The organism is Ectothiorhodospira variabilis, assembly GCF_022227625.1.
In the GTDB taxonomy this organism is placed as follows: domain Bacteria; phylum Pseudomonadota; class Gammaproteobacteria; order Ectothiorhodospirales; family Ectothiorhodospiraceae; genus Ectothiorhodospira; species Ectothiorhodospira haloalkaliphila.
Genome location: NZ_JAJNAO010000020.1, coordinates 14,148 through 36,811 on the forward strand (window position 1 = coordinate 14,148; position 22,664 = coordinate 36,811).

General features: G+C 64.5%; 28 protein-coding genes, 1 other RNA gene and 2 riboswitches. Of the genes, 11 read left to right on the forward strand and 18 right to left on the reverse strand.

Annotation, left to right across the window (positions count from 1 at the left end; translation table 11 throughout):
- Window positions 1-7: 7 nt before the first annotated feature.
- The gene (locus LPW30_RS14290; protein ID WP_239681175.1) at window positions 8-811 is read right to left on the reverse strand and encodes a lysophospholipid acyltransferase family protein; all 804 of its coding nucleotides are present in this window, start codon (window positions 809-811) and stop codon (window positions 8-10) included.
- Window positions 812-889: 78 nt separating this feature from the next.
- Here LPW30_RS14290 and LPW30_RS14295 point away from each other — a divergent pair, with 78 nt between their 5' ends.
- The 4 genes from LPW30_RS14295 to LPW30_RS14310 all read left to right on the forward strand — a co-directional run bounded on the left by LPW30_RS14295 (window position 890) and on the right by LPW30_RS14310 (window position 3,896).
- On the forward strand, window positions 890-1,405 hold the full coding sequence (locus LPW30_RS14295) for a protease complex subunit PrcB family protein (RefSeq protein WP_238624112.1): 516 nt from the start codon (window positions 890-892) through the stop codon (window positions 1,403-1,405).
- Between the two features lie 363 nt (window positions 1,406-1,768).
- Window positions 1,769-2,554 (forward strand): prolipoprotein diacylglyceryl transferase, encoded by a 786-nt coding sequence (gene lgt / locus LPW30_RS14300; RefSeq protein ID WP_238624111.1) that lies wholly within the window; start codon window positions 1,769-1,771, stop codon window positions 2,552-2,554.
- Window positions 2,551-3,384, forward strand: a complete 834-nt coding sequence (locus LPW30_RS14305; protein WP_239681176.1) for a thymidylate synthase — start codon at window positions 2,551-2,553, stop codon at window positions 3,382-3,384. Before lgt ends, LPW30_RS14305 begins: the two co-directional genes overlap by 4 nt.
- Window positions 3,381-3,896 (forward strand): dihydrofolate reductase, encoded by a 516-nt coding sequence (locus LPW30_RS14310; RefSeq protein ID WP_239681177.1) that lies wholly within the window; start codon window positions 3,381-3,383, stop codon window positions 3,894-3,896. The genes LPW30_RS14305 and LPW30_RS14310 overlap by 4 nt, the downstream gene beginning before the upstream one ends.
- 31 nt (window positions 3,897-3,927) lie before the next feature.
- Here the strand turns inward: LPW30_RS14310 and znuB are convergent, their stop codons facing one another.
- Together znuB and LPW30_RS14320 are read right to left on the reverse strand one after the other, a co-directional pair.
- A complete protein-coding gene (gene znuB, locus LPW30_RS14315) occupies window positions 3,928-4,740 on the reverse strand; it encodes a zinc ABC transporter permease subunit ZnuB (RefSeq protein WP_420797724.1) in 813 nt (270 codons plus the stop codon).
- The gene (locus tag LPW30_RS14320) at window positions 4,740-5,543 is read right to left on the reverse strand and encodes an ATP-binding cassette domain-containing protein (protein ID WP_025282544.1); all 804 of its coding nucleotides are present in this window, start codon (window positions 5,541-5,543) and stop codon (window positions 4,740-4,742) included. Before LPW30_RS14320 ends, znuB begins: the two co-directional genes overlap by 1 nt.
- A 376-nt stretch (window positions 5,544-5,919) precedes the next feature.
- Between LPW30_RS14320 and LPW30_RS14325 the strand changes: the two genes are divergently transcribed.
- Complete coding sequence (locus LPW30_RS14325) at window positions 5,920-6,984, forward strand: zinc ABC transporter substrate-binding protein (RefSeq protein ID WP_239681179.1); 1,065 nt, start codon at window positions 5,920-5,922, stop codon at window positions 6,982-6,984.
- A 212-nt stretch (window positions 6,985-7,196) separates the two neighbouring features.
- Here LPW30_RS14325 and LPW30_RS14330 read toward each other — a convergent pair whose 3' ends face one another.
- From LPW30_RS14330 to LPW30_RS14390, 13 genes are all read right to left on the reverse strand, one after another.
- Window positions 7,197-7,700, reverse strand: a complete 504-nt coding sequence (locus LPW30_RS14330; RefSeq protein WP_025282546.1) for a GlcG/HbpS family heme-binding protein — start codon at window positions 7,698-7,700, stop codon at window positions 7,197-7,199.
- A gap of 116 nt (window positions 7,701-7,816) precedes the next feature.
- Window positions 7,817-8,179: a diacylglycerol kinase gene (locus tag LPW30_RS14335; RefSeq protein ID WP_025282547.1), complete on the reverse strand. Its 363-nt coding sequence runs from the start codon at window positions 8,177-8,179 to the stop codon at window positions 7,817-7,819.
- Window positions 8,179-9,702: an aminomethyl-transferring glycine dehydrogenase subunit GcvPB gene (gene gcvPB / locus LPW30_RS14340; RefSeq protein WP_274521694.1), complete on the reverse strand. Its 1,524-nt coding sequence runs from the start codon at window positions 9,700-9,702 to the stop codon at window positions 8,179-8,181. The genes LPW30_RS14335 and gcvPB overlap by 1 nt, the downstream gene beginning before the upstream one ends.
- Before the next feature lie 162 nt (window positions 9,703-9,864).
- The gene (gene tpx, locus LPW30_RS14345) at window positions 9,865-10,365 is read right to left on the reverse strand and encodes a thiol peroxidase (protein WP_239681180.1); all 501 of its coding nucleotides are present in this window, start codon (window positions 10,363-10,365) and stop codon (window positions 9,865-9,867) included.
- Window positions 10,366-10,499: 134 nt separating this feature from the next.
- Window positions 10,500-11,861 (reverse strand): aminomethyl-transferring glycine dehydrogenase subunit GcvPA, encoded by a 1,362-nt coding sequence (gene gcvPA, locus LPW30_RS14350; protein WP_239681181.1) that lies wholly within the window; start codon window positions 11,859-11,861, stop codon window positions 10,500-10,502.
- A gap of 66 nt (window positions 11,862-11,927) precedes the next feature.
- On the reverse strand, window positions 11,928-12,320 hold the full coding sequence (gcvH, locus tag LPW30_RS14355) for a glycine cleavage system protein GcvH (RefSeq protein WP_025282552.1): 393 nt from the start codon (window positions 12,318-12,320) through the stop codon (window positions 11,928-11,930).
- A 99-nt stretch (window positions 12,321-12,419) separates the two neighbouring features.
- Window positions 12,420-13,529, reverse strand: a complete 1,110-nt coding sequence (gcvT, locus tag LPW30_RS14360; protein ID WP_239681182.1) for a glycine cleavage system aminomethyltransferase GcvT — start codon at window positions 13,527-13,529, stop codon at window positions 12,420-12,422.
- 52 nt (window positions 13,530-13,581) lie between these two features.
- Window positions 13,582-13,680, reverse strand: a riboswitch (glycine riboswitch).
- Between the two features lies 1 nt (window position 13,681).
- Window positions 13,682-13,770, reverse strand: a riboswitch (glycine riboswitch).
- A gap of 100 nt (window positions 13,771-13,870) precedes the next feature.
- Window positions 13,871-14,473, reverse strand: a complete 603-nt coding sequence (locus tag LPW30_RS14365) for a class I SAM-dependent methyltransferase (RefSeq protein WP_025282554.1) — start codon at window positions 14,471-14,473, stop codon at window positions 13,871-13,873.
- Window positions 14,474-14,711: 238 nt separating this feature from the next.
- Window positions 14,712-15,911, reverse strand: a complete 1,200-nt coding sequence (locus LPW30_RS14370; protein ID WP_239681183.1) for a UbiH/UbiF/VisC/COQ6 family ubiquinone biosynthesis hydroxylase — start codon at window positions 15,909-15,911, stop codon at window positions 14,712-14,714.
- A gap of 36 nt (window positions 15,912-15,947) precedes the next feature.
- Window positions 15,948-17,150: a 2-octaprenyl-6-methoxyphenyl hydroxylase gene (ubiH, locus tag LPW30_RS14375; RefSeq protein WP_239681184.1), complete on the reverse strand. Its 1,203-nt coding sequence runs from the start codon at window positions 17,148-17,150 to the stop codon at window positions 15,948-15,950.
- Window positions 17,147-18,472, reverse strand: a complete 1,326-nt coding sequence (pepP, locus tag LPW30_RS14380) for a Xaa-Pro aminopeptidase (protein ID WP_239681185.1) — start codon at window positions 18,470-18,472, stop codon at window positions 17,147-17,149. The genes ubiH and pepP overlap by 4 nt, the downstream gene beginning before the upstream one ends.
- 15 nt (window positions 18,473-18,487) lie before the next feature.
- Window positions 18,488-19,036 carry a UPF0149 family protein gene (locus LPW30_RS14385; protein ID WP_239681186.1) on the reverse strand — a complete coding sequence of 183 codons (549 nt, stop codon included), beginning with the start codon at window positions 19,034-19,036 and terminating at the stop codon, window positions 18,488-18,490.
- 104 nt (window positions 19,037-19,140) lie between these two features.
- Window positions 19,141-19,443 carry a hypothetical protein gene (locus LPW30_RS14390; protein WP_239681187.1) on the reverse strand — a complete coding sequence of 101 codons (303 nt, stop codon included), beginning with the start codon at window positions 19,441-19,443 and terminating at the stop codon, window positions 19,141-19,143.
- A gap of 168 nt (window positions 19,444-19,611) precedes the next feature.
- On the opposite strand from LPW30_RS14390, the gene LPW30_RS14395 reads away from it, so the two are divergent.
- The 5 genes from LPW30_RS14395 (at window position 19,612) to LPW30_RS14415 (ending at window position 21,585) form a co-directional block, all read left to right on the forward strand.
- Window positions 19,612-19,845, forward strand: a complete 234-nt coding sequence (locus LPW30_RS14395) for a TIGR02449 family protein (RefSeq protein ID WP_239681188.1) — start codon at window positions 19,612-19,614, stop codon at window positions 19,843-19,845.
- Window positions 19,842-20,144, forward strand: coding sequence for a cell division protein ZapA (locus tag LPW30_RS14400; protein WP_239681189.1), 303 nt, complete (start codon window positions 19,842-19,844; stop codon window positions 20,142-20,144). Before LPW30_RS14395 ends, LPW30_RS14400 begins: the two co-directional genes overlap by 4 nt.
- A 92-nt stretch (window positions 20,145-20,236) precedes the next feature.
- Window positions 20,237-20,422, forward strand: a non-coding RNA gene (gene ssrS / locus LPW30_RS14405) — 6S RNA.
- A 75-nt stretch (window positions 20,423-20,497) separates the two neighbouring features.
- Window positions 20,498-21,109, forward strand: a complete 612-nt coding sequence (locus tag LPW30_RS14410) for a 5-formyltetrahydrofolate cyclo-ligase (protein ID WP_239681190.1) — start codon at window positions 20,498-20,500, stop codon at window positions 21,107-21,109.
- 14 nt (window positions 21,110-21,123) lie between these two features.
- Entirely contained in the window at window positions 21,124-21,585 is a 462-nt protein-coding gene (locus LPW30_RS14415; protein ID WP_025282564.1) for an EVE domain-containing protein, read from the forward strand.
- A gap of 16 nt (window positions 21,586-21,601) precedes the next feature.
- Here LPW30_RS14415 and LPW30_RS14420 read toward each other — a convergent pair whose 3' ends face one another.
- A complete protein-coding gene (locus tag LPW30_RS14420) occupies window positions 21,602-21,883 on the reverse strand; it encodes a BrnA antitoxin family protein (protein ID WP_025282565.1) in 282 nt (93 codons plus the stop codon).
- Window positions 21,861-22,136 (reverse strand): BrnT family toxin, encoded by a 276-nt coding sequence (locus LPW30_RS14425; RefSeq protein ID WP_239681191.1) that lies wholly within the window; start codon window positions 22,134-22,136, stop codon window positions 21,861-21,863. Before LPW30_RS14425 ends, LPW30_RS14420 begins: the two co-directional genes overlap by 23 nt.
- Window positions 22,137-22,268: 132 nt before the next feature.
- Here LPW30_RS14425 and LPW30_RS14430 point away from each other — a divergent pair, with 132 nt between their 5' ends.
- The gene (locus tag LPW30_RS14430; RefSeq protein ID WP_239681192.1) at window positions 22,269-22,592 is read left to right on the forward strand and encodes a hypothetical protein; all 324 of its coding nucleotides are present in this window, start codon (window positions 22,269-22,271) and stop codon (window positions 22,590-22,592) included.
- Window positions 22,593-22,664: the final 72 nt, after the last annotated feature.

The following is a 22,664-nucleotide window of genomic DNA, read 5'->3' on the forward strand; positions in this document are numbered from 1 at the left end:
CCCCGGATCACCGGTCGGCGCCGTTGCCACTGTCCCCCGACGGGGACAGCCGTCCGGCTGCCTGCTGACCGGCCATGACCACCTCCGCCACCGCCTGCTCCGCCGTGCGCGCCAGCGTTCGCCGATCCGCGCCCTCCACCGGGATCAACGGCTTGAATACCAGATCCACTTCCAGTCTTTTCTCCCCCAGCACGCGCCAGGTGTGAGGCACCAGCTTGTCATTGTTGACAAAGGGCATGGGCGAGTCGCTGCCGTCAGGCAGGGGGCGGTAATACAGTCCCACCGGCTGCACCGGGCACTGCGAGCGCTGTGCAGCGGAGAACAGGCGATAGTGGAACCGGCGCACCGACTCGCCCACCGTCGTGGTGCCCTCTGGAAAGACATGCACGCTCCCGCCCGCCTTCAGGTGGTCGGTCATCTTGTCCGTCACCTCATTGGCGGCCCCATGCTCCCCACGGCGAATGAACACCGTACCGTTACGCTGCGCCAGCCAGCCGATCACCGGCCACTGCCGCACCTCGGACTTGGAGAGAAACCCGGCGGGCACATGCGCCCCCAGCACAGGAATATCCAGCCAGGACACATGATTGGAGACCGACAGCACCGTCTGCGCAGACGGCTCGCCCTGCACATGGATACGCAAACCCATGATCCGGCAGAAAGCCCGATACCAGAGCAGGATGGCGCGGCGAAATCGGGGCCGGGGCAGGCCCGCCTCGTCAGGCCGCCCCAGGGCCAGGGTGATCAGCACGCCGAGCGGCACGTGGAGCAGGAGGAGCAGGATGCGGTAGAGTCGTCGGATCAGTCTCATGGGCGGCGCTTCAGTGAGGATTTATACTGAATCGTACTAAGGAGACCGCAACCAAAGCCACCATCGACGAGGGGCAACATGACCCGTATCCGCCAGATCCTGCTGCTCGCCGCCTGCCTGGTCATCCTGCCCGCGCTGACCGGCTGTCCCGGTGCATTCACAGAAAGCGCCTCATCCCAGACGACGCCGGTGCGCATGCTCGCCTCGGGGGCCCATTGCGACCATGACCAGCCCGAGCCTCGCCTCCAGATCCTCCGGGATCCTGCTGCCTTGCAACAGGTCCTGGATCATACAGGCCTGCGTATCACGGAGACTGAGCCGCCGGATTTTCAGCGTGAGTCGGCCATACTGATCCACCAGGGCCTCAAGCCCACCCTGGGCTACAGCCTGGAACTGGCCGACACCTCGGTCCGCATGGTCAACGGCGTCGGGCGCCTGCAGGTCCTCAACCGCGAGCCTCCCGCGGACGCCATCGTGGCCCAGGCCCTGAGCAGCCCCTGCCTGCTCCTGGCCATGGAACATCACCCCATGGAATCCCTCCAGATCAGAGACCAGCACGGCACCCTCCTGGACGAAGCCCCCCTCGAACCCTGAAGAGGAACAGTCCTCTTTTCTCCCCTTGCTCCGACATGGATTCCGTGGGAGCGGGCCTGCCCGCGAATGGACTCTCGAAGCCCACGGGGCAACCGAACCTTGGTGGGGGGCACCTCCGGGAGCGGGTGTCAGCCGCATGGATGCGGCTGCCAAGCCTACATGGACGTATTCACGGCGTCCCGCGGACGGAGGTGCCCCCCACCAAGGTTCCCCCGGATGCCTGAACCCGGGCACCGCATCCATGCGCGCCCATTCGCGGGCAGGCCCGCTCCCACGGGGGCAACTGTATCGGTCATCGGTTCATGTTAAGATCTTCCCGCTCAAGACCTCCCCGCTCACAGTCCAGAGAGCGTTCCTTTTCTCATGTATCCCACGCACCCCTTCATCGACCCCGTCGCCATCAGCCTCGGGCCGCTGGATATCCACTGGTACGGCCTCATGTATCTGGTGGGCTTCGCAGCCTTCTGGCTGCTGGGCATGGCCAAGGTACGCCAGCCCTGGAGTCCCGTGAACGCCACGCAACTGGGCGATCTGCTCTTCTACGGCGTGATCGGCGTCATCATCGGTGGGCGACTGGGCTACGTGCTGTTCTACAACCTGGAGGCCCTGGCCAGTGATCCCCTGCTGCTGATCCGCCTGTGGGAGGGGGGCATGAGCTTCCATGGAGGGCTGATCGGCGTGCTCGTCGCCAGCGCCCTGTTCGCCCGCAAGCTGGGCGTTTCCTTCTTCCAGCTCACCGACTTTGTGGCCCCGCTGATCCCCATCGGCCTGGGGGCTGGACGCATCGGCAACTGGATAAACGGGGAACTCTGGGGCAAGCCGGCCGAGCTGCCCTGGTCCATGATCTTCCCCGCCGTCGACATGCTGCCCCGCCATCCCTCCCAGCTCTACCAGGCCTTCCTGGAGGGCGTGGTGCTGTTCCTGATCATCTGGCTCTTTGCCCGGCGCTGGCATCCGGTGGGCGCAGTCTCGGGGCTGTTCCTGATCTTCTACGGCCTGTTCCGGTTCCTGGTGGAATTCGTGCGTGAACCCGATGCCCATATCGGCTATCTGGCCTTTGACTGGGTCACCATGGGTCAGGTACTCAGCCTGCCCATGATCCTGGGCGGTATCGCCATCATGGCCTGGGCCTACCGGGGGTCGAGATGAAACCCTATCTGGACCTGCTCGAACACCTGCTGCACCACGGCACGGAAAAGGGGGATCGCACCGGCACCGGGACCCGCTCCCTGTTCGGCCACCAGATGCGCTTCAACCTGGAGGACGGCTTTCCCCTGATCACCACCAAGAAGCTGCATCTGCGCTCCATCGTCCATGAACTGCTCTGGTTCCTGCGCGGCGACACCCGAACCGACTATCTGCGGGAACACGGCGTACGCATCTGGGATGAATGGGCCACCGAGGAAGGTGACCTGGGGCCCATCTACGGGGCTCAGTGGCGCGCCTGGCCCACGCCCGACGGGCGCCATGTGGATCAACTGAAGGAAGTGGTGGAGCAGATCCGCACCCGCCCCGACTCCCGGCGCCTGATCGTCAACGCCTGGAACGTGGCCGATCTGCCGGACGAGGGCATCTCGCCCCAGGACAATGCCCGGGCCGGCCGCATGGCCCTGGCCCCCTGTCACTGCCTGTTCCAGTTCTACGTGGCCGATGGGAAACTGTCCTGCCAGTTGTACCAACGCAGTGCGGACATCTTCCTGGGCGTGCCCTTCAACATCGCCTCCTATGCGCTGCTCACCCATATGGTGGCCCAGGTCACGGGCCTCAAGCCCGGGGACTTCATTCACACCTTCGGCGACGTACATCTGTACCTGAACCACCTGGAACAGGCCCGGGAGCAACTCACTCGTGCGCCCTACCCCAGGCCCCGACTGGTGCTGAATCCGCAGGTCACCTCGCTGTTCGATTTTTGCTACGAGGACATCACCCTGGAGGGCTATCAGGCCCATCCCCACATCAAGGCAGCGGTGTCCATATGACGATGCAGCAACAGCCCGTTCTGACCTGCGTGGTCGCCATGGATCGCCAGCGCCTGATCGGGGCAGACAACCGCCTGCCCTGGCATCTGCCGGCGGACCTGGCCCATTTCAAGCGCCTTACCCTGGGGGGAACGCTGCTCATGGGGCGGCGCACCTTCGAATCCATCGGCCGCCCCCTGCCCCAGCGGCGCAGCATCGTGCTCAGCCGCGACCCAGGCTTTCAGGCCGAGGGTTGCACGGTGGTGGATTCTGTGGAGGCGGCCCTGGACGCCGCTGGTGATATGCCGGAGGTCTTCGTGATTGGCGGCGCCCGGCTGTTCGAACAGCTGTTGCCCCAATGCGGGCGCCTGCACCTGACCGTGATCGATCACGAATTCCAGGGGGACACCTGGATGCCGGAACTGGACGCGGGCTGGCAGGAGATCAACCAAGAGGCGCACGAGCCGGATGAGCGCAACGCCTGGCCTTACCGGTTCATCACCCTGGAACGATCCGCAATGGCCCAAGGCTGATCCGTCGCCTCACCGTGCCAGGGCGCGCCCCTCAACGGCGCGCAGCCCCCCGACGCAACATGTCCATCCCGGGCATGGCAAAGATCACCGCAAACAATGCCGCCGCCGCCACCACGATGGACGGGCCCGTGGGGGTATCCCACTCCAGGGAACCCCAGATCCCACCGACCACCGCCAGCGAGCCGATCACGGCAGCCAGCAGGGCCATCTGCTCGGGAGTGGATGACAGACGACGGGCGGCCGCCGCCGGGATGATCATCAGAGAGGTGATCAGCAGGATACCCACCACCTTCATGGCCACGGCGATCACCAGGGCGATGAGCAGCATGAAACCGATGCTCACCAGGCTCACCCGTACCCCCTCCACCCGGGCCAGATCCTCATGCACGGTCACTGCCAGCAGCGGCCGCCACAGCACCAGCAGCAACACCAGCGCCAGCAGGCCGCCCCCGAAGATCCACCACACATCGTTCCAGGACACCGCCAGGATGTCACCGAAGAGATAGGCCATCAGGTCGATCCGCACGCCTTCCAGGAAGGAAATGGCCACCAGACCCAGGGACAGGGCGCTGTGAGCCAGGATGCCCAGAAGCGTATCCGAGGCCAGCCTTCGCTGGCGCTGCAACAGCACCAGCAACATCGCCAGGGATACGCACAGCACAATGACGGTGAGATTCACGCTGATGCCGATGAGAAAGCCCAGGGCCACTCCCAGCAGGGCCGAATGGGCCAGGGTATCGCCGAAATAGGCCATGCGCCGCCAGACCACGAAGGAGCCCAGCGGACCGGCCACCAGGGCCACGGCCAGCCCCCCCAGCAGGGCCCGGAAAATGAAATCGTCCATCAGCATTCCTCGTGCTCCTTCACAGCATCCTTGACCACATCTCCATGCAGGTCATGGCGATGATCATGATGATGGGTGTACACCGCCACGCCGGGCGGGACGGAATGCCCGAACAGGCGCAGATAGGCCGGATCCTGACTGACCGCCTCCGGGCGCCCCGTGCAGCACACATGCTGATTCAGGCAGATCACCGAGTCGGCCGCCTCCATCACCAGATGCAGTTCATGGGACACCATCACCACGCCGCAGCCGTAACGATCCCTCAGGGCGGCGATCAACTGAAACACCTCCCCCTGCCCGGACACGTCCACACCCTGGGCCGGTTCATCCAGTGCCAGCAGATGGGGCCGGCGCAGCAGGGCCCGCGCCAGCAGGATCCGCTGCATCTCCCCCCCGGACACCGATTGCACCGGCTGCTCCAGCAGGTGTTCCACCCCCACTTCGGCCAGCACCCGGCGAAGCTCATCCCGAGGCGCCCGGCCGCCCAATGCCATGAAACGCCGCACGGTGATGGGCATCACATCGTCCACCACGATGCGCTGAGGCATGTAGCCGACGCGCAGCCCCGGGCGACGCAGCAGCCGCCCCGCACTGGGGGTCTGCAGCCCCAGCAGGATGCGCAGCAACGTGGTCTTGCCGGCGCCATTGGGGCCGATGATGGTGGTGATCTGCCCGGGCTCCACCGACAGGTCCACATCTTCGAGGACACGCCGCCCGCTGAGCTGCAGGCTGATCCCCCGGGCATCCAGAAGACGGCCCTGCAGGGCTGTTTTTGGCTGAGGCTTCCTGAAAAATTCAAACACTGGATGACAACCGGTTTCCTGCTGACTCGTTATAGTATATCGTTTTCAAGACTGAAGAATGATAGTGTAAATACCATCGGTCTCCCCGTGGGAGCGGCCCTTGGCCGCGAAAGGCCTTTCCGGGCATCCGGCTGCCCGGGCTTGGGCATCAAAGAAAGGGGACGGCCCTTTTTTTGATGCCCAACATCGGCTGCCCGGGTTCTGGCATCGGGGTGAACCTCGACGGGGCCGTGTCTTCGTCCGCGGGACGCCGTGAATTCATCCCTGAAGGCTTGGCAGCCGCATCCATGCGGCTGACACCCGCTCCCGAGGACACGGCCCCGACGAGGTTCGGATACATCCGGGTTTCGCCTGAAAAAAGACAAGAGGAATCAACATGAAACTGTCACGCCTGACGATCTCTGCTGTCCTCGGTGCCCTGTTGATCGGGCCGGTTACGGCCTCTGCCGCCCCCCAGGTGGTGGTGAGCATCCCGCCCATCCATAACCTGGTGAGTGGCGTGATGGATGGCGTCGGGGAACCCACCCTGCTGGTGCCGGCGGGCGCCTCGCCGCACAGCTACAGCATGCGCCCATCGGATCGGCGACAAATGCAATCCGCCGATGTCCTCGTCTGGGTCGGCCCCCACCTGGAAACCTTCCTGGAGCGCCCGATCGCGACCCTGCCAGAGTCGGTCCGAAAAGTCACCCTGCTCAAGGACGCGGATCTGACCGTGCACTCAGGCCGAGAGGGGGGCGTCTGGGAAGCCCATCGCCATGACCATTCCTCCCACGATGGAGATCACGGGCATGAGCATGAGCATCATCACCACTACAACGACCATGGCCACGATGACGACCACGCACACGGCCATGACCACCACGATCACGCTCATGGCGATGAGGGTCATCATGATCATGGTCACTCCCACGGCCATCATGTGGATGCCCACATCTGGCTGAGCCCGGACAATGCCGCCGCCATCGTGCGTCAGGTGGCCCAGGTACTGGCCGACGCGGATCCGGACAATGCCGATCGCTATGAGGAAAACCGGGATCGGATGCTATCGCGCATGGAGGCCCTGGACGAGGAACTCAAGTCACGGCTGGATCCGGTCAGTGATCGTCCCTTCATCGTCTTTCACGATGCCTACCAGTATTTCGAGAAGCACTACGGCCTCACCCCCGCCGGCTCCATCACCGTGGACCCGTCCCGCAGCCCCGGTGCCCAGCGGGTTCAGGCGCTTCGGGAACGCATCCGCGAATCCGATGCCATCTGCGTTTTCACCGAACCGCAGTTCCGCCCGGCCATCGTGGAAACCCTGACCGAGGGCACCGGGGCCCGGGTGGGTGAACTGGATCCCCTCGGCGCCCGACTGCCGGCCGGCGAAGAGAGCTATTACCGCCTGCTGGAGAATCTGGCGGACAGTCTCGTCGATTGCCTGAACCAGGACCTGTCGTGATGATCGAACAACGAGATTCGCAAGCCACGGGGCATGCGGTTCCCGGCGGGGGTGGGTTCCTGTAAGCGGGTGTTCGCCGCATGGATGCGGCGATCAAGCCTACAAGGATGTATTGACGGCGTCCCGCTGTAAGGAATCCACCCCCGCCGGGAACCCTGGGCACGAAGCGAGAACCCGGGCAGCTGCCCAGGTCTGCCTTCCAGGGTGAACCCCTACTGGATCATCTCCAGATCCATCTGCACGGCGTCGATACCCGCGCGGGCGCACATCTCGTCGGTCTCGCCCGAGGGGGCGCCACTCACACCCACGCCACCGACGATGCGGCCCGCCGCGTGAATGGGCAGACCACCGGCGGAGAACACCAGGCCCTCCACCTTGCCCACCTGGAAGGGCTTGGTGAAGCGATCCTCCATCTCGGAGAGCGGGCCATTGAATGACATGGCGGTGTAGGCCTTCTGCTGGCTGATGGCCAGGGTGATGTCCATGGCCAGGGTGTCGCGCAGGACCACCTGCGTGTTGCCGCCACGATCCACGACGGTCACGGCCACATTGACGCCCTCCTCCCGGCAGGCCTCCAGGGTGGCCCGCGCCAGCTCATAGGCCGTATCCAGCGTCATGATCTTGAAATCAATGGCGGGGGATTCCTGAGCCTGAGCGACGGAGCCCATCGCCAGGGCGAGCGAGGCAGCAGCAAGGGTTGCCGAGATGCGTTTCATGTTGTTCTCCTCTGGGTGTAGGTCAGATGGGCACCGATGCATGGCCGGTGCCTTCACATGCCTGACAGAGTGTAGACGGGAACGCGTCACTGAGAAAGATCAATCTCTCCAGGACATCATCCCCACAACACCAGCACCCAGACCACCACCGCATGGGCGATGGCCAGGAAGACGGCCGCCGAGCCCATATCCTTGGCCCGGGCCGAGAGCGGATGCAACTCCTCGCCGATGCGGTCGATGGCGGCCTCCACGCTGCTGTTGAGCAACTCCACGATGAGCACCAGCAGCAAGGACCCCAGAAGCAGGGCCCGTTCCACCCCGGTGTCCCCCAGCCAAAGGGCCAGGGGTACCAGGATGAGCATGGCCATCAATTCCTGGCGAAAGGCGGCCTCGTGCTTGAAGGTGCTGCGCAGCCCCTTCCAGGAATAACCGGCGGCCTTGATGATCCGTGTCAGGCCCCGGTGGCCACTGTGGGCCATCAGCCGGCTGCCGCCTCGCGTGTCGAGCCCGTCCAGGCCAGGTCCAGTTCCTTGGCGGCGCGCACCTCGTCAAAACGCCGATTGGGCTGGGTGTAAGGGGCACCCTTCACCTTTTCGGGATCGTTACGGGCCTCGTCCAGGATCTGCCCCATGGCCTCCACAAAGCCGTCCAGGGTCTCCTTGCTCTCCGTCTCGGTGGGCTCCAGCAGCAGACATTCGGGCACCAGCAGCGGGAAGTACGTGGTGGGCGCATGGAAACCGTAGTCCAGCAGGCGTTTGGCCACATCCATGGCAGTCACCCCATTCTCCTTGGCCTGACGGCGCAGGGTGACGATGAACTCGTGGGTGGCACGGCGGTTGGGGAAGGCCAGATCGAAACCCTTTTCCTTCAGGCGGGCCATCACATAGTTGGCATTCAGGGTGGAGAAGTCTGCCACCCGGGGCATCCCCTCCCGACCCAGCAGGCGCATGTACACATAGGCCCGCAGCAGCACACCGGCGTTGCCGGCAAAGGCTGACAGGCGACCAATGCTCTGAGGCAAATCCTTCTCCGTCAGCCAGCGGTATTCATCGCCCTGCTTGTCCACCACCGGCACGGGCACGAAAGGACGCAGGCGATCGCTCACGCCCACGGCGCCAGCACCCGGACCACCGCCCCCATGGGGGGTGGAGAAGGTCTTGTGCAGGTTCATGTGGATCACGTCAAAGCCCATGTCGCCGGGGCGCACCTTGCCCAGGATGGCATTCAGGTTGGCGCCGTCGTAATACAGCAGGCCACCGGCATCGTGGACCACCTGGGCGATCTCCTTGATACGCCGTTCGAACACACCCACGGTGGAGGGGTTGGTGAGCATGATGCCTGCCGTGGTCGGCCCGACGGCTTCCTTCAGGGCCTCCATGTTCACATCCCCGTCGGCATCGGTGGGGATTTCCCGCACCGTGTAGCCACACATGGTGGCGGTGGCCGGGTTCGTGCCGTGGGCCGCGTCGGGGACAATGATTTCCGTGCGGGCATCGTCCCCACGGGACTGGTGATAGGCACGGATCATGGCCACACCAGCAAATTCACCCTGGGCGCCCGCCATGGGGGTCAGCGAGACCTGACGCATGCCGGTCACGTCCATGAGCATTTCCTGCAGTTCGTACATGCAGGCCATGAAGCCCTGGCTCACCTGCTCGGGGGCATAGGGGTGACGGCGCATGAAACCCGGCAGCATGGCCAGGCTGTTGCAGGCCCGCGGGTTGTACTTCATGGTGCACGAGCCCAGGGGATAGAAATGGGTGTCGATGGAGAAGTTCTTTTGGGACAGCCGGGTGTAATGGCGCACCACGTCCAGTTCCGAGACCTCGGGCAAAGGCACCCGGCTGCCCCGCCGGAAACGTTCGGGCACCGCCGGCGCGGCGGGCTCGGCCAACGGCGCCTGGCTGGTGGCCCGACGCCCGGGACGGGAGAGTTCAAAGATCAACATACCTTGCTCCTGAGTCTGGGAAATAATGTTCGGTACAGGGGGCGGTGATGGCATTGTGCCCACCGCTCCCCCCTCATCCCCGGCCCTTCTCCCCTGAGGGGAGAAGGGAGTACAACCGTCTGGCCCTTCTCCCCTCAAGGGAGAAGAGAGTGCAACCGTCTGGCCCCTCTCCCCCCAGGGGAGAGGGGTTGGGGTGAGGGGCATGCGGCGGCCCGCTCACCCAAGGGCGGCGTAGGCCTTGTCATAATCCGGCTCCTGAGCGATCTCCGGCACCAGTTCCGTGTGGACCACGGTATCTTTCTCATCCAGCACCAGCAGCGCCCTGCCGGTAATGCCGGCCAGGGGGCCATCCACGATCAGCACGCCATAGTCCTTGGCGAAATTCCGTGATCGCATCATGGAGAGGGTTTTCACCCGCTCCACATTCTCGCTGCCGCAGAACCGACCCTGGGCAAAGGGCAGATCCGCCGATACCGTCAGGATGACCACATCGTCACGACCCGCTGCCCACTCATCGAACTTCTTCGCCGACAGGGCGCAGACGGGGGTGTCCAGGCTGGGCACGATGGAGAGGATCTTCTTCTTGCCGTTGAAGTCGCTGAGGGTGACGTCGTTGAGGTCCTTGTCCACCAGAGTGAACGCGGGTGCCTTGCTGCCCACCTGGGGCAGGTCGCCGCTGGTGTTGATGGGATTGCCCTGCAGGGTGATCTTGGCCATGGAAAGTCTCCTCCGGTTTTGTGGTCTGCGTAGGGGCACTGGCCCCCGGTCTGTGTCGCCCCCCGCACCCCACACAGACGTGTTTCCGGGATAGGGGCGGGGATGCAACGGTCAACCCTTGCTCAAATCCTGGGCTATACGGACGAAGCCACCTTCTCCAAGGCCTCCACATACGCGTCCAGATCGGCCTCGGTCTTGGTCTCTGTCACGCACAGCAGCAGGACATTCTTGAGATCCGGATAATCCCGGCCCAGAGGATAACCACCCAGCACACCTTCCTCGGACATGCGCTGCATCACCTTCTCGGCATCGGTGCCCAGGCGGATGGCCGCTTCGTGGAAGCGCTCACCGGAGAAGGCCACATCGAAGCCCCTGGCCTTGAGCTTGTCCACCAGGGCGGCGGTGTTGTTCATGCAGGTGCTGGCCACCCGCTCCAGGCCCTCCGGCCCCAGCAAGGCCATGTGGATGGTGGCAGCCGTGACCACCAGCCCCTGGTTGGTGCAGATATTCGAGGTGGCCTTGGAGCGGCGGATGTGCTGCTCCCGGGCCTGCAGGGTGAGCACGAACCCCTCGCGACCGTCGGCGTCCTTCGTGCGGCCCACCACGCGCCCCGGCATCTGGCGGACATGCTCCTTGCGACAGCACATGAAGCCAAAATAGGGCCCGCCGGAGGACAGCGGCGCGCCCAGGGGCTGGCCGTCACCCACCACCATGTCGGCCCCCTTGGTACCCCATTCGCCGGGGGCCTTGAGCAGGGCCAGGGAGACGGGATTGACCACGCCAATGGCCTGGGCGCCCTGGGCATGGGCCCAGTCAGTAAGGGCATCCACTTCTTCCATCACACCAAAGAAGTTGGGTTGCGGGATCACCAGGGCGGTCACATCCCCGCCCTCGAAGTCGGACAGGGAGGCCACGTCCACTCGACCGGTGTCTGGATCGAAAGGCACCTCCACCAGATCGATTCCCTGACTGCCGACGATGCTGCGGGTCACTGCACGATAGGCCGGATGCACGCTGGTGGGCATGAGCACCTTGCGGGCCTTGGACTTGCGGTTGGCGCGCACCGCCATGAGCACTGCCTCGGCCAGGGCCGACGCCCCGTCGTACAAGGAGGCATTGGACATGGGCAGCCCGGTGAGCCGGCTCATCATGGTCTGGTATTCGTAGATGAGCTGCAGGGTTCCCTGGCTGGCCTCGGCCTGGTAGGGGGTGTAGGCGCTGTAGAACTCGCCGCGGGTGGCGATCTGCCAGACGGCCGCCGGGATATGGTGCTCGTAGGCACCAGCCCCGATGAAGTTCAGGCAGGTGGCGTCCTCGCCAGCCCGGGCCTCCATCAGCCGGGTGACCTCCATTTCGCTCATCGCCGGCGGCACGCCCCGCAGGCCGTCCACGCGCAGGGCGGAAGGGATTTCGTCGAAAAGGGTTTCGACGCTGTCGGCGCCAATGGCGTCGAGCATCTCGCGCACATCGGATTCAGTATGGGGAATGAAGGGCATGGCTTGTCGAGGGTCTCCGGGCTGCTGGCGGCGGGTTTGAGGGCAAGCGGCGCTGACTGGCCCGCCTCAGCCCTCGGCCTCCAGGTGCTGATTGTAGGCGTCGGCGTCCATCAGGGCATCCAGTTCGCTGGTGTTGGCGGGCTTGACGCGAAAGATCCAGCCCTCGCCGTAGGCATCACTGTTCACCAGTTCCGGGCTATCGCCCAATTGTTCGTTCACGGCCACCACGTCGCCGCTCACGGGGGCGTACACATCCGAGGCGGCCTTGACGGATTCCACCACGGCACAGGCGGCACCGGCCTCCAGGCTGGACCCCTCTTCCGGAGTCTCCACGAAGACCAGATCACCCAGCAGTTCCTGGGCATGATCGGAGATACCCACGGTCAGGGTGCCGTCGGACTCCTGGCGTACCCATTCGTGGGACTTGGCGTATTTCAGTTCAGCAGGGACATTGCTCATGGGATCTTCTCCGAAGGATGAAATCGAGGATAAGGTGACAAAGGGACAACGGGAGGGGCCGGCAATGGCCCCTCCCGGGAATATAAACCGTCTGGGGGCTCAGTGGATCTCGACCAGGGCCTGGCCGTTGCGCACGAACGGCGGCTTGACCACCCGGGCCGGCACCTGCTTGCCGCGGATCTCCACCTGAACCTGCTCGCCGGCGCCAGCGGGGATGCGCGCCAGGGCGATGGCCACCCCCAGCGTGGGGGAGAAACTGCCGCTGGTGGTCTCACCCTGACCGGCCTCACCCGCCGATACCGGCATGTGGCCACGCAGGACGCCACGCCCCTCAAGCACCAGACCCACCAGACGACGCGGCACGCCCTCGGCCTTCTGCTTCTCCAGGGCGGCGCGCCCCATGAAATCACGGTCGGCGGGTGCCAGAGCCACGGTCCAGCCCAGGCCGGATTCCAGGGGACTCACCTGCTCATCCATGTCGGTGCCATAGAGGTTCATGCCGGCCTCCAGGCGCAAGGTGTCGCGGGCACCCAGGCCCGTGGGGCGCACACCGGCGGCGGCCAGGGCATCCCACAGGGCGCGGGTTTCGCCCTTGGGCAGCACCACTTCGAATCCGTCCTCACCGGTGTAGCCAGTGCGGGCCACGAACCAGTCCTGCCATTCGCAGGCTCGAAACGGCGACAGGGCCTCCACGTCGGCACGCAGGGCCTCGGGCAACAGCGGCAGGCAAAGTTCCCGGGCCTTGGGGCCCTGCACGGCGATCATGTCCAGGTCGTCCCGTTCCTGCACGGACACCTGGGGCGCACCGGGCATGTCCCGGGCCACCTGCTGCATCCAGGCCAGATCCTTGTCGCGGGTGGCGGCATTCACCACCACCCGGTAGCCCTGTTCACGGCGATAGGTAATCAGGTCGTCCAGAACCCCACCCTGCTCGTTGAGCATGCAGCTATACAGGGCGCGCCCGTTTTCCTTGAGCTTGTCCACATCATTGGCCAGCAGGTGGCGCAGGTAATCCCGCGCCCCGGAGCCGGTCACGTCCACCACGGTCATGTGGGACACATCGAACATCCCGGCCTCGCGGCGCACACCGTGGTGCTCTTCCAGTTGGGACCCATAGTGCACCGGCATGGACCAGCCGGCGAAATCCACCATGCGGGCGCCAGCGGCGACGTGGGCGTCATGGAGTGTTGTCTGCTTGAGTGTGGTCATCTTTTCGGCTCCCGGAAAACAAAAAAGGGGCGGCCGACACGTGTTGTGTGTCGACCGCCCCTCTGTCCTGAAACCTGAGAGATTAAACCGGTGCAAATGCCCGATTATCCCCTTCGGTGGGCCTGAAAACAGGCCACTCTCCAGAGTCGATATGTGGCAGCGCGGTCCTTTTGCCTGAGCGTTTCCGGGCGGAAGTTGCGCCTTCGGCGCCCCCTGTGGGGGTCTCTCCCGCACTGCCTGGGCACCGTGGCACCCGAATCAATGACCTCACTATAACCCAGCGGCCCCGGGTTCGGAAGGACTTATGGACATATAAACTTCATATGGGGGATAGACTGAGGCTATTCAGGACGACGAATCAAGGCACGGGTCACTGCAGCCCGGCCCCGGTGGCCCGGCCCCTCATCCAGTTGAATCGCCAGTTCGGCCAGCTCCATGAATTCGGCGCCGGCCAGATCTTCCCGCAGCATCACGCTGCTGTAGAGCATGTCGGGTTCACGGGGGCCACCGCTTTCGTGATGGATCTGTTCGGGATGAAAGGCCTCCAGCAGTAACCAGCCGCCGGGTTTGAGGGCTTCCAGCATGGACTGGTGCACCTGGCGACGCTGAGCGGGAGGCAGATGCACGTAGATGGAGATCACGTGGTCGAATTCGCCCTTGGGCCACTTCCAGCCCACCAGGTCTGCCCAGACCGTTTCCAGGATCACGCCCTGATGCTGTGCCAGGGCCTGGGCCTTGGCCAGTGCCTGCTGGGAGAAGTCCACCGAGGTGACCGACAGCCCCCGCGATGCCAGCCAGACGCCATTGCGCCCCTCTCCATCGCCCACGGCCAGCGCCGTCTGCCCGGCCTGATACAGGCCGTGGTGCGCCAGCAGATAGGCATTGGGGGCCGTGCCGTAGACATACTCCGAACCGGAGTAGCGGGTATCCCAGAATTCTTTCATGACGAATCGTCCCCGTGGCACCCAGTGGTGAAAAGCCCATTGTACAGCTTGCCGGCGAGTCGCGGAGACCGCGGTGGCCCGTTTAAAACGCTTCGCGGCCAGGGGCCGCTCCCACAAGGACGAGCCACCCCCCCCGTGGGAGCCGGCCTGCCGGCGATGCGCCGCACCAGCGGCGCCCTGCCTGAAAACCCTCGCGGCCAAGGGCCGCTCCCACAAAAAAGGCATCAGTACAAATGGGTCAGGTTCGGTGCTCGCCCAGGCCCAGGGCATGGCGCATCAACAGGTGCTTCAGCGGCGTCACCTGATGGGCCAGGTTCAGGCCCAGCCCCCGCAGGGCCGCTAACGGCGGCCGTTCGCTACCGAAGAGATACCTGAAACCCTCCATGGATCGCATCATGATCAGATTGTCGCCGCGACGGGCCCGTTCATAACGACGCAACACCCGAAGCTCTCCGGCATCAGTCACACCCGGGGCACAGACCGCACTGACCAGGGCATGGGCATCCTGAAAACCGAGGTTGGCCCCCTGCCCCGCCAGTGGGTGGATGGTATGGGCCGCATCCCCCACCAGAGCCACACGGGGCCGCACATAATGCTCCGCCTGGGAGCCGCGCAGGGGAAAGGCTGCCCGCCTGGATGTCTCAAGCACCTGCCCAAGGCGATAGTCCAGCCCGTCTGCAAGGGCCTGGCAAAAGGCCTCATCATCCAGATCCCGAAGCTCCTCCGCGCGGGCATCGTCCGCCGACCACACAATGGAGCAGCGTCCATCCCCCAGGGGCAGAAAAGCCAGTGGCCCCGTGGACAGGAAGCGTTGCCAGGCCGTGTCCTCATGGGGAAGGGCCGTACGCACGGTGGCCACCAGAGCCTGTTGACCGTAGTACCGGCTGTTCACGCGAATGCCCGCCAATTCCCGCAGGCGCGAGCGGGCGCCATCGGCACCCACCACCAACAGGGCCTTGAGACGACGCCCGCTGGCCAGGGTGATCTCTGCATGGCTGCGCCGCACATCCAGCCCCATGAGGGTGTCGGGGGCGATGATTTCAACCATGGGGTCCTGCTCCAGCCGATCCCACAGGGCGCGCTGCACGACGCGGTTCTCGATGATGTGCCCCAGGTCCGGCTCTGCCAGATCCCTGGCCTCGAAGCGGATGCGCCCCGACCCGGCGGCATCCCACACCTCCATGGCCTGATAGGGGTGTGCCCGCAGGGCCATCATGCCCTCCCAGGCACCCAGGGACTGGAACACCCGCTGCGCGGCACGATTGATGGCGGACACACGCAGATCGTGGTCCCCCTCGGGGTCAAACGCCCCCGGCGGCTGAACCTCCACCAGGGCCACCCGGTGCCCGGATCGGGCCAGTTCAGCCGCCAGGGCAGCGCCCACCATGCCGCCGCCAACGACAATGGTGTGGAACTCCGGGGTCTTCGCGTGGGACATGCGTGCTCTCTCCGTAATCTTCCGTCGAAACGGCGCTTACAAACCCATTGCCTTCCTGGCCACCTGGCGTCGCAGGGGCCCGCAGAGGTCCAGCAGCATCAGACCGGCGCCACGCAGGTGGGCCAGCGGCGAAAACGGGGTGGCGAACAATCGCGCCAGGGCATCGGTGGCCTGGATCACGGTGTTCAGATCCCCCTCGCGGCGGGATGCATAGTCACTCAGCAAGGCCGGGGAGCCCGGATCCTCGCCATCCACCCGGGCCTGGGCCAACAGATCCGCCAAGGTGCGCACATCCCGCAGCCCCAGATTGAACCCCTGCCCCGCCACCGGATGAATGGTGTGGGAGGCATTGCCCACCAGCACCACACGGGGGGCCGTATCCCGTTTCGCCCGGATCAGACTCAGCGGATAGGCCGCCCGTTGCCCCACCTTGCGAAAACATCCAAGGCGATGACCAAAACGCTCCTGCAACCGGGCCAGAAACTCCCTGTCACTCCAGCCCAGGGTCCGGGCCACCTGTTCCTGGGGGCGCACCCACACCAGAGAGCAGCGCCTTTCATGATCCGGCCCGCAGGTCAATGGCAGCAGGGCGATGGGCCCCTCATCGGTAAATCGCTCATAGGCCACCCCCTGGTGATCCTGACCCGGTGTGACATTGGCGATGATGGCTGATCCCTCATAGGGGGATTCGTGCACATCGATCCCGGCCAGGGCCCGAAGGCGCGATCCGGTGCCATCGGCGCCCACCACGAGACGTGCCCCCAGGGACCGCTCCTCCTGCCCCTGGCGAACCTTGAGAATCAGGTGATCCTCACCCTCCTGGTAATCCAGCAGTTGCGCCGGGGTGGTCACGGCCACGCCACTGGCCTCCAGGGCCTGATGCAGTACCGGTCCCAGATGCCGATTGATCAGCACATAGCCCAGGGCCTCCACACCAGAGTCATGATGATCCATGCGAGTGGCCCCCAGATAACCGCGCTGGGACACATGAATCCGGCGAATGGGTTGGGCGTGGGGCGCCAGGTCCGCCCAGACACCCAGGTCATCAAGCATCCGGCGACTGCCCCAGGAGAGCGCCGTGGCCCGATCGTCATAACTGGGTTGGCCGTCCACCCCCGGCGGGTACGCCTCGATCACTTGCACGGACAACCCGGTACGGGCCGCTGCCAGGGCCAGGGTGGCACCCACCATGCCGCCCCCGATAACCGCCACATCCACGTCCGGCAGAGGCTGGGTCATGGCTGAGTCCCCACCAGGGATTCCAGTTCATCGGGTTCCTTCGGACACTCTGCCGTGAGCACTTCGTGCCCCTCCCTGGTCACCACCACATCATCCTCGATGCGGATGCCGATGTCCCGGTAGGCCTTGGGCACCCCCTTGAGGGCACGGCTCAGATACAGCCCCGGCTCAATGGTCATGACCATGCCCGGCTCCAGCAACCGCCAGGCATCTCCCAGCTTGTAATCGCCCACATCGTGCACATCCATTCCCAGCCAATGGCCGGTGCGGTGCATGTAGAACGGGCGATACGCTTCATCCTTGATGAGCCTGGCAGGTTTGCCCTTGAGCAGCCCCAGGCTCACCAGCCCCTTGGTGAGCACCTTGACCGCCGCCATGTGAGGGTCATCCCAATGATTGCCGGGGACCACCTGGGCAATGGCGGCCTTCTGGGCCTCCAGCACCAGTTCGTAAACCTCCCGCTGAGGCCCGGAAAAGCGGCCGCTCACCGGAAAGGTGCGGGTGATGTCACTGGCATAGCCCTGGTATTCACAACCCGCATCGATCAGCAGCAGGTCGCCCTCCTTGAGCTGGGCCTCGTTCTCCGTGTAGTGCAGGATGCAGCCATTCTCCCCGCCCCCCACGATGGAGGGATATGCAGGCTCGGTGCCGGCGCGGCGAAAGGCATAGAGCAGTTCCGCCTCCACCTGGTATTCCCAGGCGCCGGGGCGACAGGCCCGCATGGCCTGAACATGCGCCTCGCTGGTGATCCTGGCCGCCTGGCGCATGGCCTTGAGTTCGAAGGCGGACTTGAACAGGCGCATGTCGTGGAGCAGGTATTCCAGGGCCACGAACTCGTGGGGCGGACGTGCACCCGAGCGCACCTTCTCGCGGATGTGGTTCACCCAGCCGATGAGCTTTCGGTCGAAGTCCGGGTCGCGACCGAGGCTGGTGTACACCCGTTCCCGATTTTCCAGCAGGCCCGGCAGGATCTCCTCCATATCGCCAATGGGGAAGGAATCATCCGCGCCAAAGCCTTTCACGGCACCGTCCTGGCCGGCGCGTCGGCCATTCCAGGTCTCCATGGTCGGATCCCGTTCACGGCAGAACAGGATGAACTCGCCCTGCTCCCGGCCCGGCACCAGCACGGCTACGGATTCCGGCTCGATAAAGCCGGTCAGGTACCAGAAATCGCTGTCCTGCCGATAGGGATATTCCACATCGTGATTGCGCGACCGCGTCGGGGCGGCGGGAATGATGGCGATGCCGCCCTCCCCCATGGCGCGCATGAGTTGGCGGCGGCGGCGGGCGAATTCCTTTTGCTGGGTCTTGTTCAGGGGCATGGGGTTTGGTCCCGGTTACTGGATCCGCGATGGACCCTTCAAGGGTTGGAGTTCCTCGCTGACCAGCAGCACCCCCATGCGGATGTACTCCTGGATCTCCTGATAGGCCTCCTCGTTTTCCTCATCTTCCTCCACGTCGAAACCGGTGCCGGCGATCTCGGAAAGATCCTTGATGAATTCCGCCGAGTCTGCCGGCAGCTTGCCCGGATCGGTCACGCCGGCCACGGCCAGACCGTAGAGGAACCCCTGGCACCAGTGGCCCAGGGCCGACACGCGGCCATCCAGGTCGTCTTCATCTCCCGGCAGCAGCAGTTCAAAGCTCAGCAGGGCATCAGAGAGCTGCGTACGGGTCTCGTCGAACAGCTGACCCAGCAACTGCCGGGGCTCGCCGGTGGGCATCTCACCGGGCTGCTCCTCCGGGAAGAGTTCGCGCATCCAGGCCTCCACGCCGGCGCCCAGATTGGCACTGAGCATCCCGCACAGGGTGCCATGCACTTCGGCGGCGCCGGCGGTGGCACCCGCAGTCTGCAGGGCGTCTTCAACGGTCTGATATTGGGGCAACATGGGGCAATCTCATCACGGGATAGCGATCAGGACAACAATCGGTGGCAAGCGGTTCCGGGCCGATCAGTGTCAACAGGGTGTCATCGGCCCTGAGGCCGAGGCAGTCAGAAAGGCTCCAGCCGTGCCTCGTCGGGCAGCAGGATCAGGCGGTACAGAGTTTCGTCCAGTTGCACATGGGCAAATTGAGGCTCCCCCAGGTTGATCACCCCACTGCCCGCCTCCGACAACGCAGAGAGGCCGAAACGCCGCTCGGTGATCAGCTGTTCCAGCAGCGATGCCAGGAGATCCCGTGGAACCAACCCGGTGGTATCCACGATGCGACAGGGCTTACCCCCGCGGGTGACCGATTCGATCACCACAGAACCTTCAGGGGCCGGCGCGAAGTCGGGGGCGTCATCCGGGGGCATGTTCGCGAATCCGTGAAGACCTGGGGCCTTGGAGTCTAGCAAGCTCACGTGGCGCAAGGCCATCGCGGGCAGCGGGCGGAGCGCGTGCGCAGGGTCCGATCGTGATCGCGCAGGAGGGGCGGACCGGCCCCGTTGACGCCCCCCAGGGCACAGGCCTATATTGACCCCATGAACACCATTCACCACAGCGCCGAGGCCGACCGCACCCTGCGCGATCTGGAAACCCGCATCGAGGCGCTGGCCCGTGCCTGCGACCGACTGCGGAATGAGAACAACATGCTTCGGCAGCAAAACGAGCAATTACTCACGGAACGGTCCATACTCACCGAAAGAGGCGAGCAGGCGCGCATCAAGGTGGAATCCATGATCAACCGTCTCAAGTCCATGGAGCAGGCCGTATGACGGAGACCGTTGCTGAACCGGTCACGGTTCAGATCCTGGGCAAGGAATACCGGGTGGCCTGCCCCGAAGAACAACGCCATGCCTTGATCGCCTCGGCCAACCTGCTGGACCGCCGCATGAAGGAGATACGGGACACAGGCAAGGTGGTGGGTGGAGACCGGATCGCCGTGATGGCGGCCCTGAACATCACCCACGAGCTGCTCACGCTGAAGGATCAGCAGGCAGACGTGGACAAGCGCATTCAAGCCCTGCGGGCGCGGGTCGATTCGGCGCTGGACAAGGAAGCCGAAGGACACTGACAATCAGATGGGAGCGGTCATTGGCCGCGAAGATCTGGCTCAGGGACTGTGGTATGGTGAAACCCTGCACCAACAACGATTTTACGGTTTGGGCACCTCTGCGGTGTTCGTGAGCGGCTGGGTATTATCCTTGAGCCTAATGAACTACCCCGGGAGCCACTCTGCAGTGATGTTGTGCATGTCCGCCCCGTAGCGGAAAGCCTTGATTCACTGCGTCGGCACCCACTTGAACCACTGGTTCAAGGTCGAAAGTCTGCCACGGCATTCGCGGAGTGTGTCCTCTTGCAAGCAAGGCCGGGCCTGTCACGGGTCCGGCCTTTTTCATGGGATTCCACTTGCACTCACGCCAGGCCATGAAAACCCTCCGACGCACCCTGCGGGCACAAAGACTCGCCCTGCCCCCTGCAGAGCGCGCGGCCCGTTCACGGTGTATTGCCCGCCAGGTGGTGCACACCCCCCTGTTCACCTCGGCCCGGCGCATTGCCGTGTACCTGCCGGATCGCGGTGAGGTGGACCCCACCCCCCTGATGGCAGCCGCCCGGGCGGCTGGCAAGCGGCTCTATCTGCCGGTGCTGGCGCCCATACACCCCAGGCTGCTGTGGTTCGTGGCCTGGGCCCCGGACACCCGCCTGATCCCCAATCGCTTCGGAATCCCCGAACCCCCGGTGAGCAAGCGCCACCGCGTGCCGGCCCGCGCCCTGGACCTGATCATCACGCCTCTGGTGGGATTTGATGATAAGGGCACCCGTCTGGGCATGGGCGGTGGCTTCTACGACACCACCTTCGCCCACCGCAACCGTCATCGCCACTGGCATCGCCCCCGTCTGCTGGGCCTGGCCTATGATTTCCAGCAGGTGGACACCCTCCCCCGCCGTCCCTGGGACGTGAACCTGGATGCGGTGGCCACCGAGCGGGGCATGATTCGCTGGCCTGCCGGGGCCGGTCGCACTGGCATGATCACCTGAAGGAGCGCCACACCATGGCCAACTGGCTGATGAAATCCGAACCCGATGTCTTCGGTATCGATGACCTGGAACGCGTCCAGGTGGAGCCCTGGGAAGGCGTGCGCAACTACCAGGCGCGCAACATGATGCGGGACGACATGCAGGAGGGGGATCGGGCGTTCTTCTATCATTCCAACTGCAAGGTACCCGGTGTGGTGGGCATCATGCGCATTGCCCGGGCCGGCTACCCGGACGAGGCCGCCTGGGATCCGGAGCACAAGTATTACGACCCCAAGAGCCCGCCGGACAACCCCCGCTGGTACCGGGTGGACGTGGCCTTCGAGCGCAAGTTTGACCGGGTGATCCCCCTGGCCGACCTGAAGCAGGCTCCCGAACTGGCCGACATGCCCCTGGTACGCAAGGGCAACCGCCTGTCCATCATGCCGGTATCCGAGGCGGAGTGGGATTTCATCCTGTCGATGGCGGAAGAGGCTTAGAAGCTTTGGGTGGGCATCAGGGACGGCTTTTGCCTTCGCCATGCTCCTGAATGTACTGCTTGAGTGCCTGGTCTATACGACTTTGCCAGCCGTGACCTTCGGCCCTGAAATGCTCCACCACCTCTGGTGACAGACGAATGGAGGTCTTCACTTTTGCGGGTCTGCGCTGATGGCCCCGCTGGCCAATGGAGCGCTGCAGGGCTTCCGGTAAAGCCTCTTTCAAAGGGCGCATCCGGCTCACGTCATCATCCGTCAATTCCCGCACCTCACCGTCCTTATCCGTCAATGGCGTTTTCATAGCGCCTCACCTCCCGCGGGTTGGCTTTTCTCAGGCTGATCACGCGAATGCCGCCCTCAACGGGCGTAAAGCACACCACATGCACACGCGTCCCGATCTTGCCGAGACCGATGAAACGCATTTCGGGGTAGTCGAAGCGCTGATCTTCGCAGAAGACCGCGTTTTCCCAATCGAAATGTTTCACGGCCGTGAATGGTAACCCACGCTCCCTGGCATTCCGCTCGCTCTTGCATGGGTCGAAGTCGATCCTCATGAGCTTATTGTATGGACAAGTTTCCAACCGGACCAGTTCGGGCGGCGATTGACCGGCAAATCCCGTGGTTGAATCGTGCCGCCCCTCGTGCCATGTTCAGGGCCAGACAGATGCAACCGGGAGCGCCCTGCCATGACCCTGAGCGAACTGCTGAGCCACCTGGATGCACACACCGGGCTGGGGCTGCTGGATGGCTCGCCCCAGGAGACCCTGGACAAGGCCCGGGATGGGGAACACACGGGCCCCATTGCCGGGGAGATCGTCAAGGCCCTGGGCGGAGACGGTGAACGGGATGCACAGACCCTCATCGAACGGGCCCAGGCGGTGAAGGCCCTCGGACCCCTGCGGCTCAAGTACATGGGGGACGATGCCCCGGTGGAGGGTTTCCGGATGGTGGAAAAGACCATCACCGGGATTGATGAGGCCTTCAATGAGGAGGCCTTGAAGGAGAAGTGATCAGAGCCCCTCTCCCCCTCCGGGGAGAGGGGTTGGGGTGAGGGGCAAACCCAGGCACCCTGCCCACAGCCA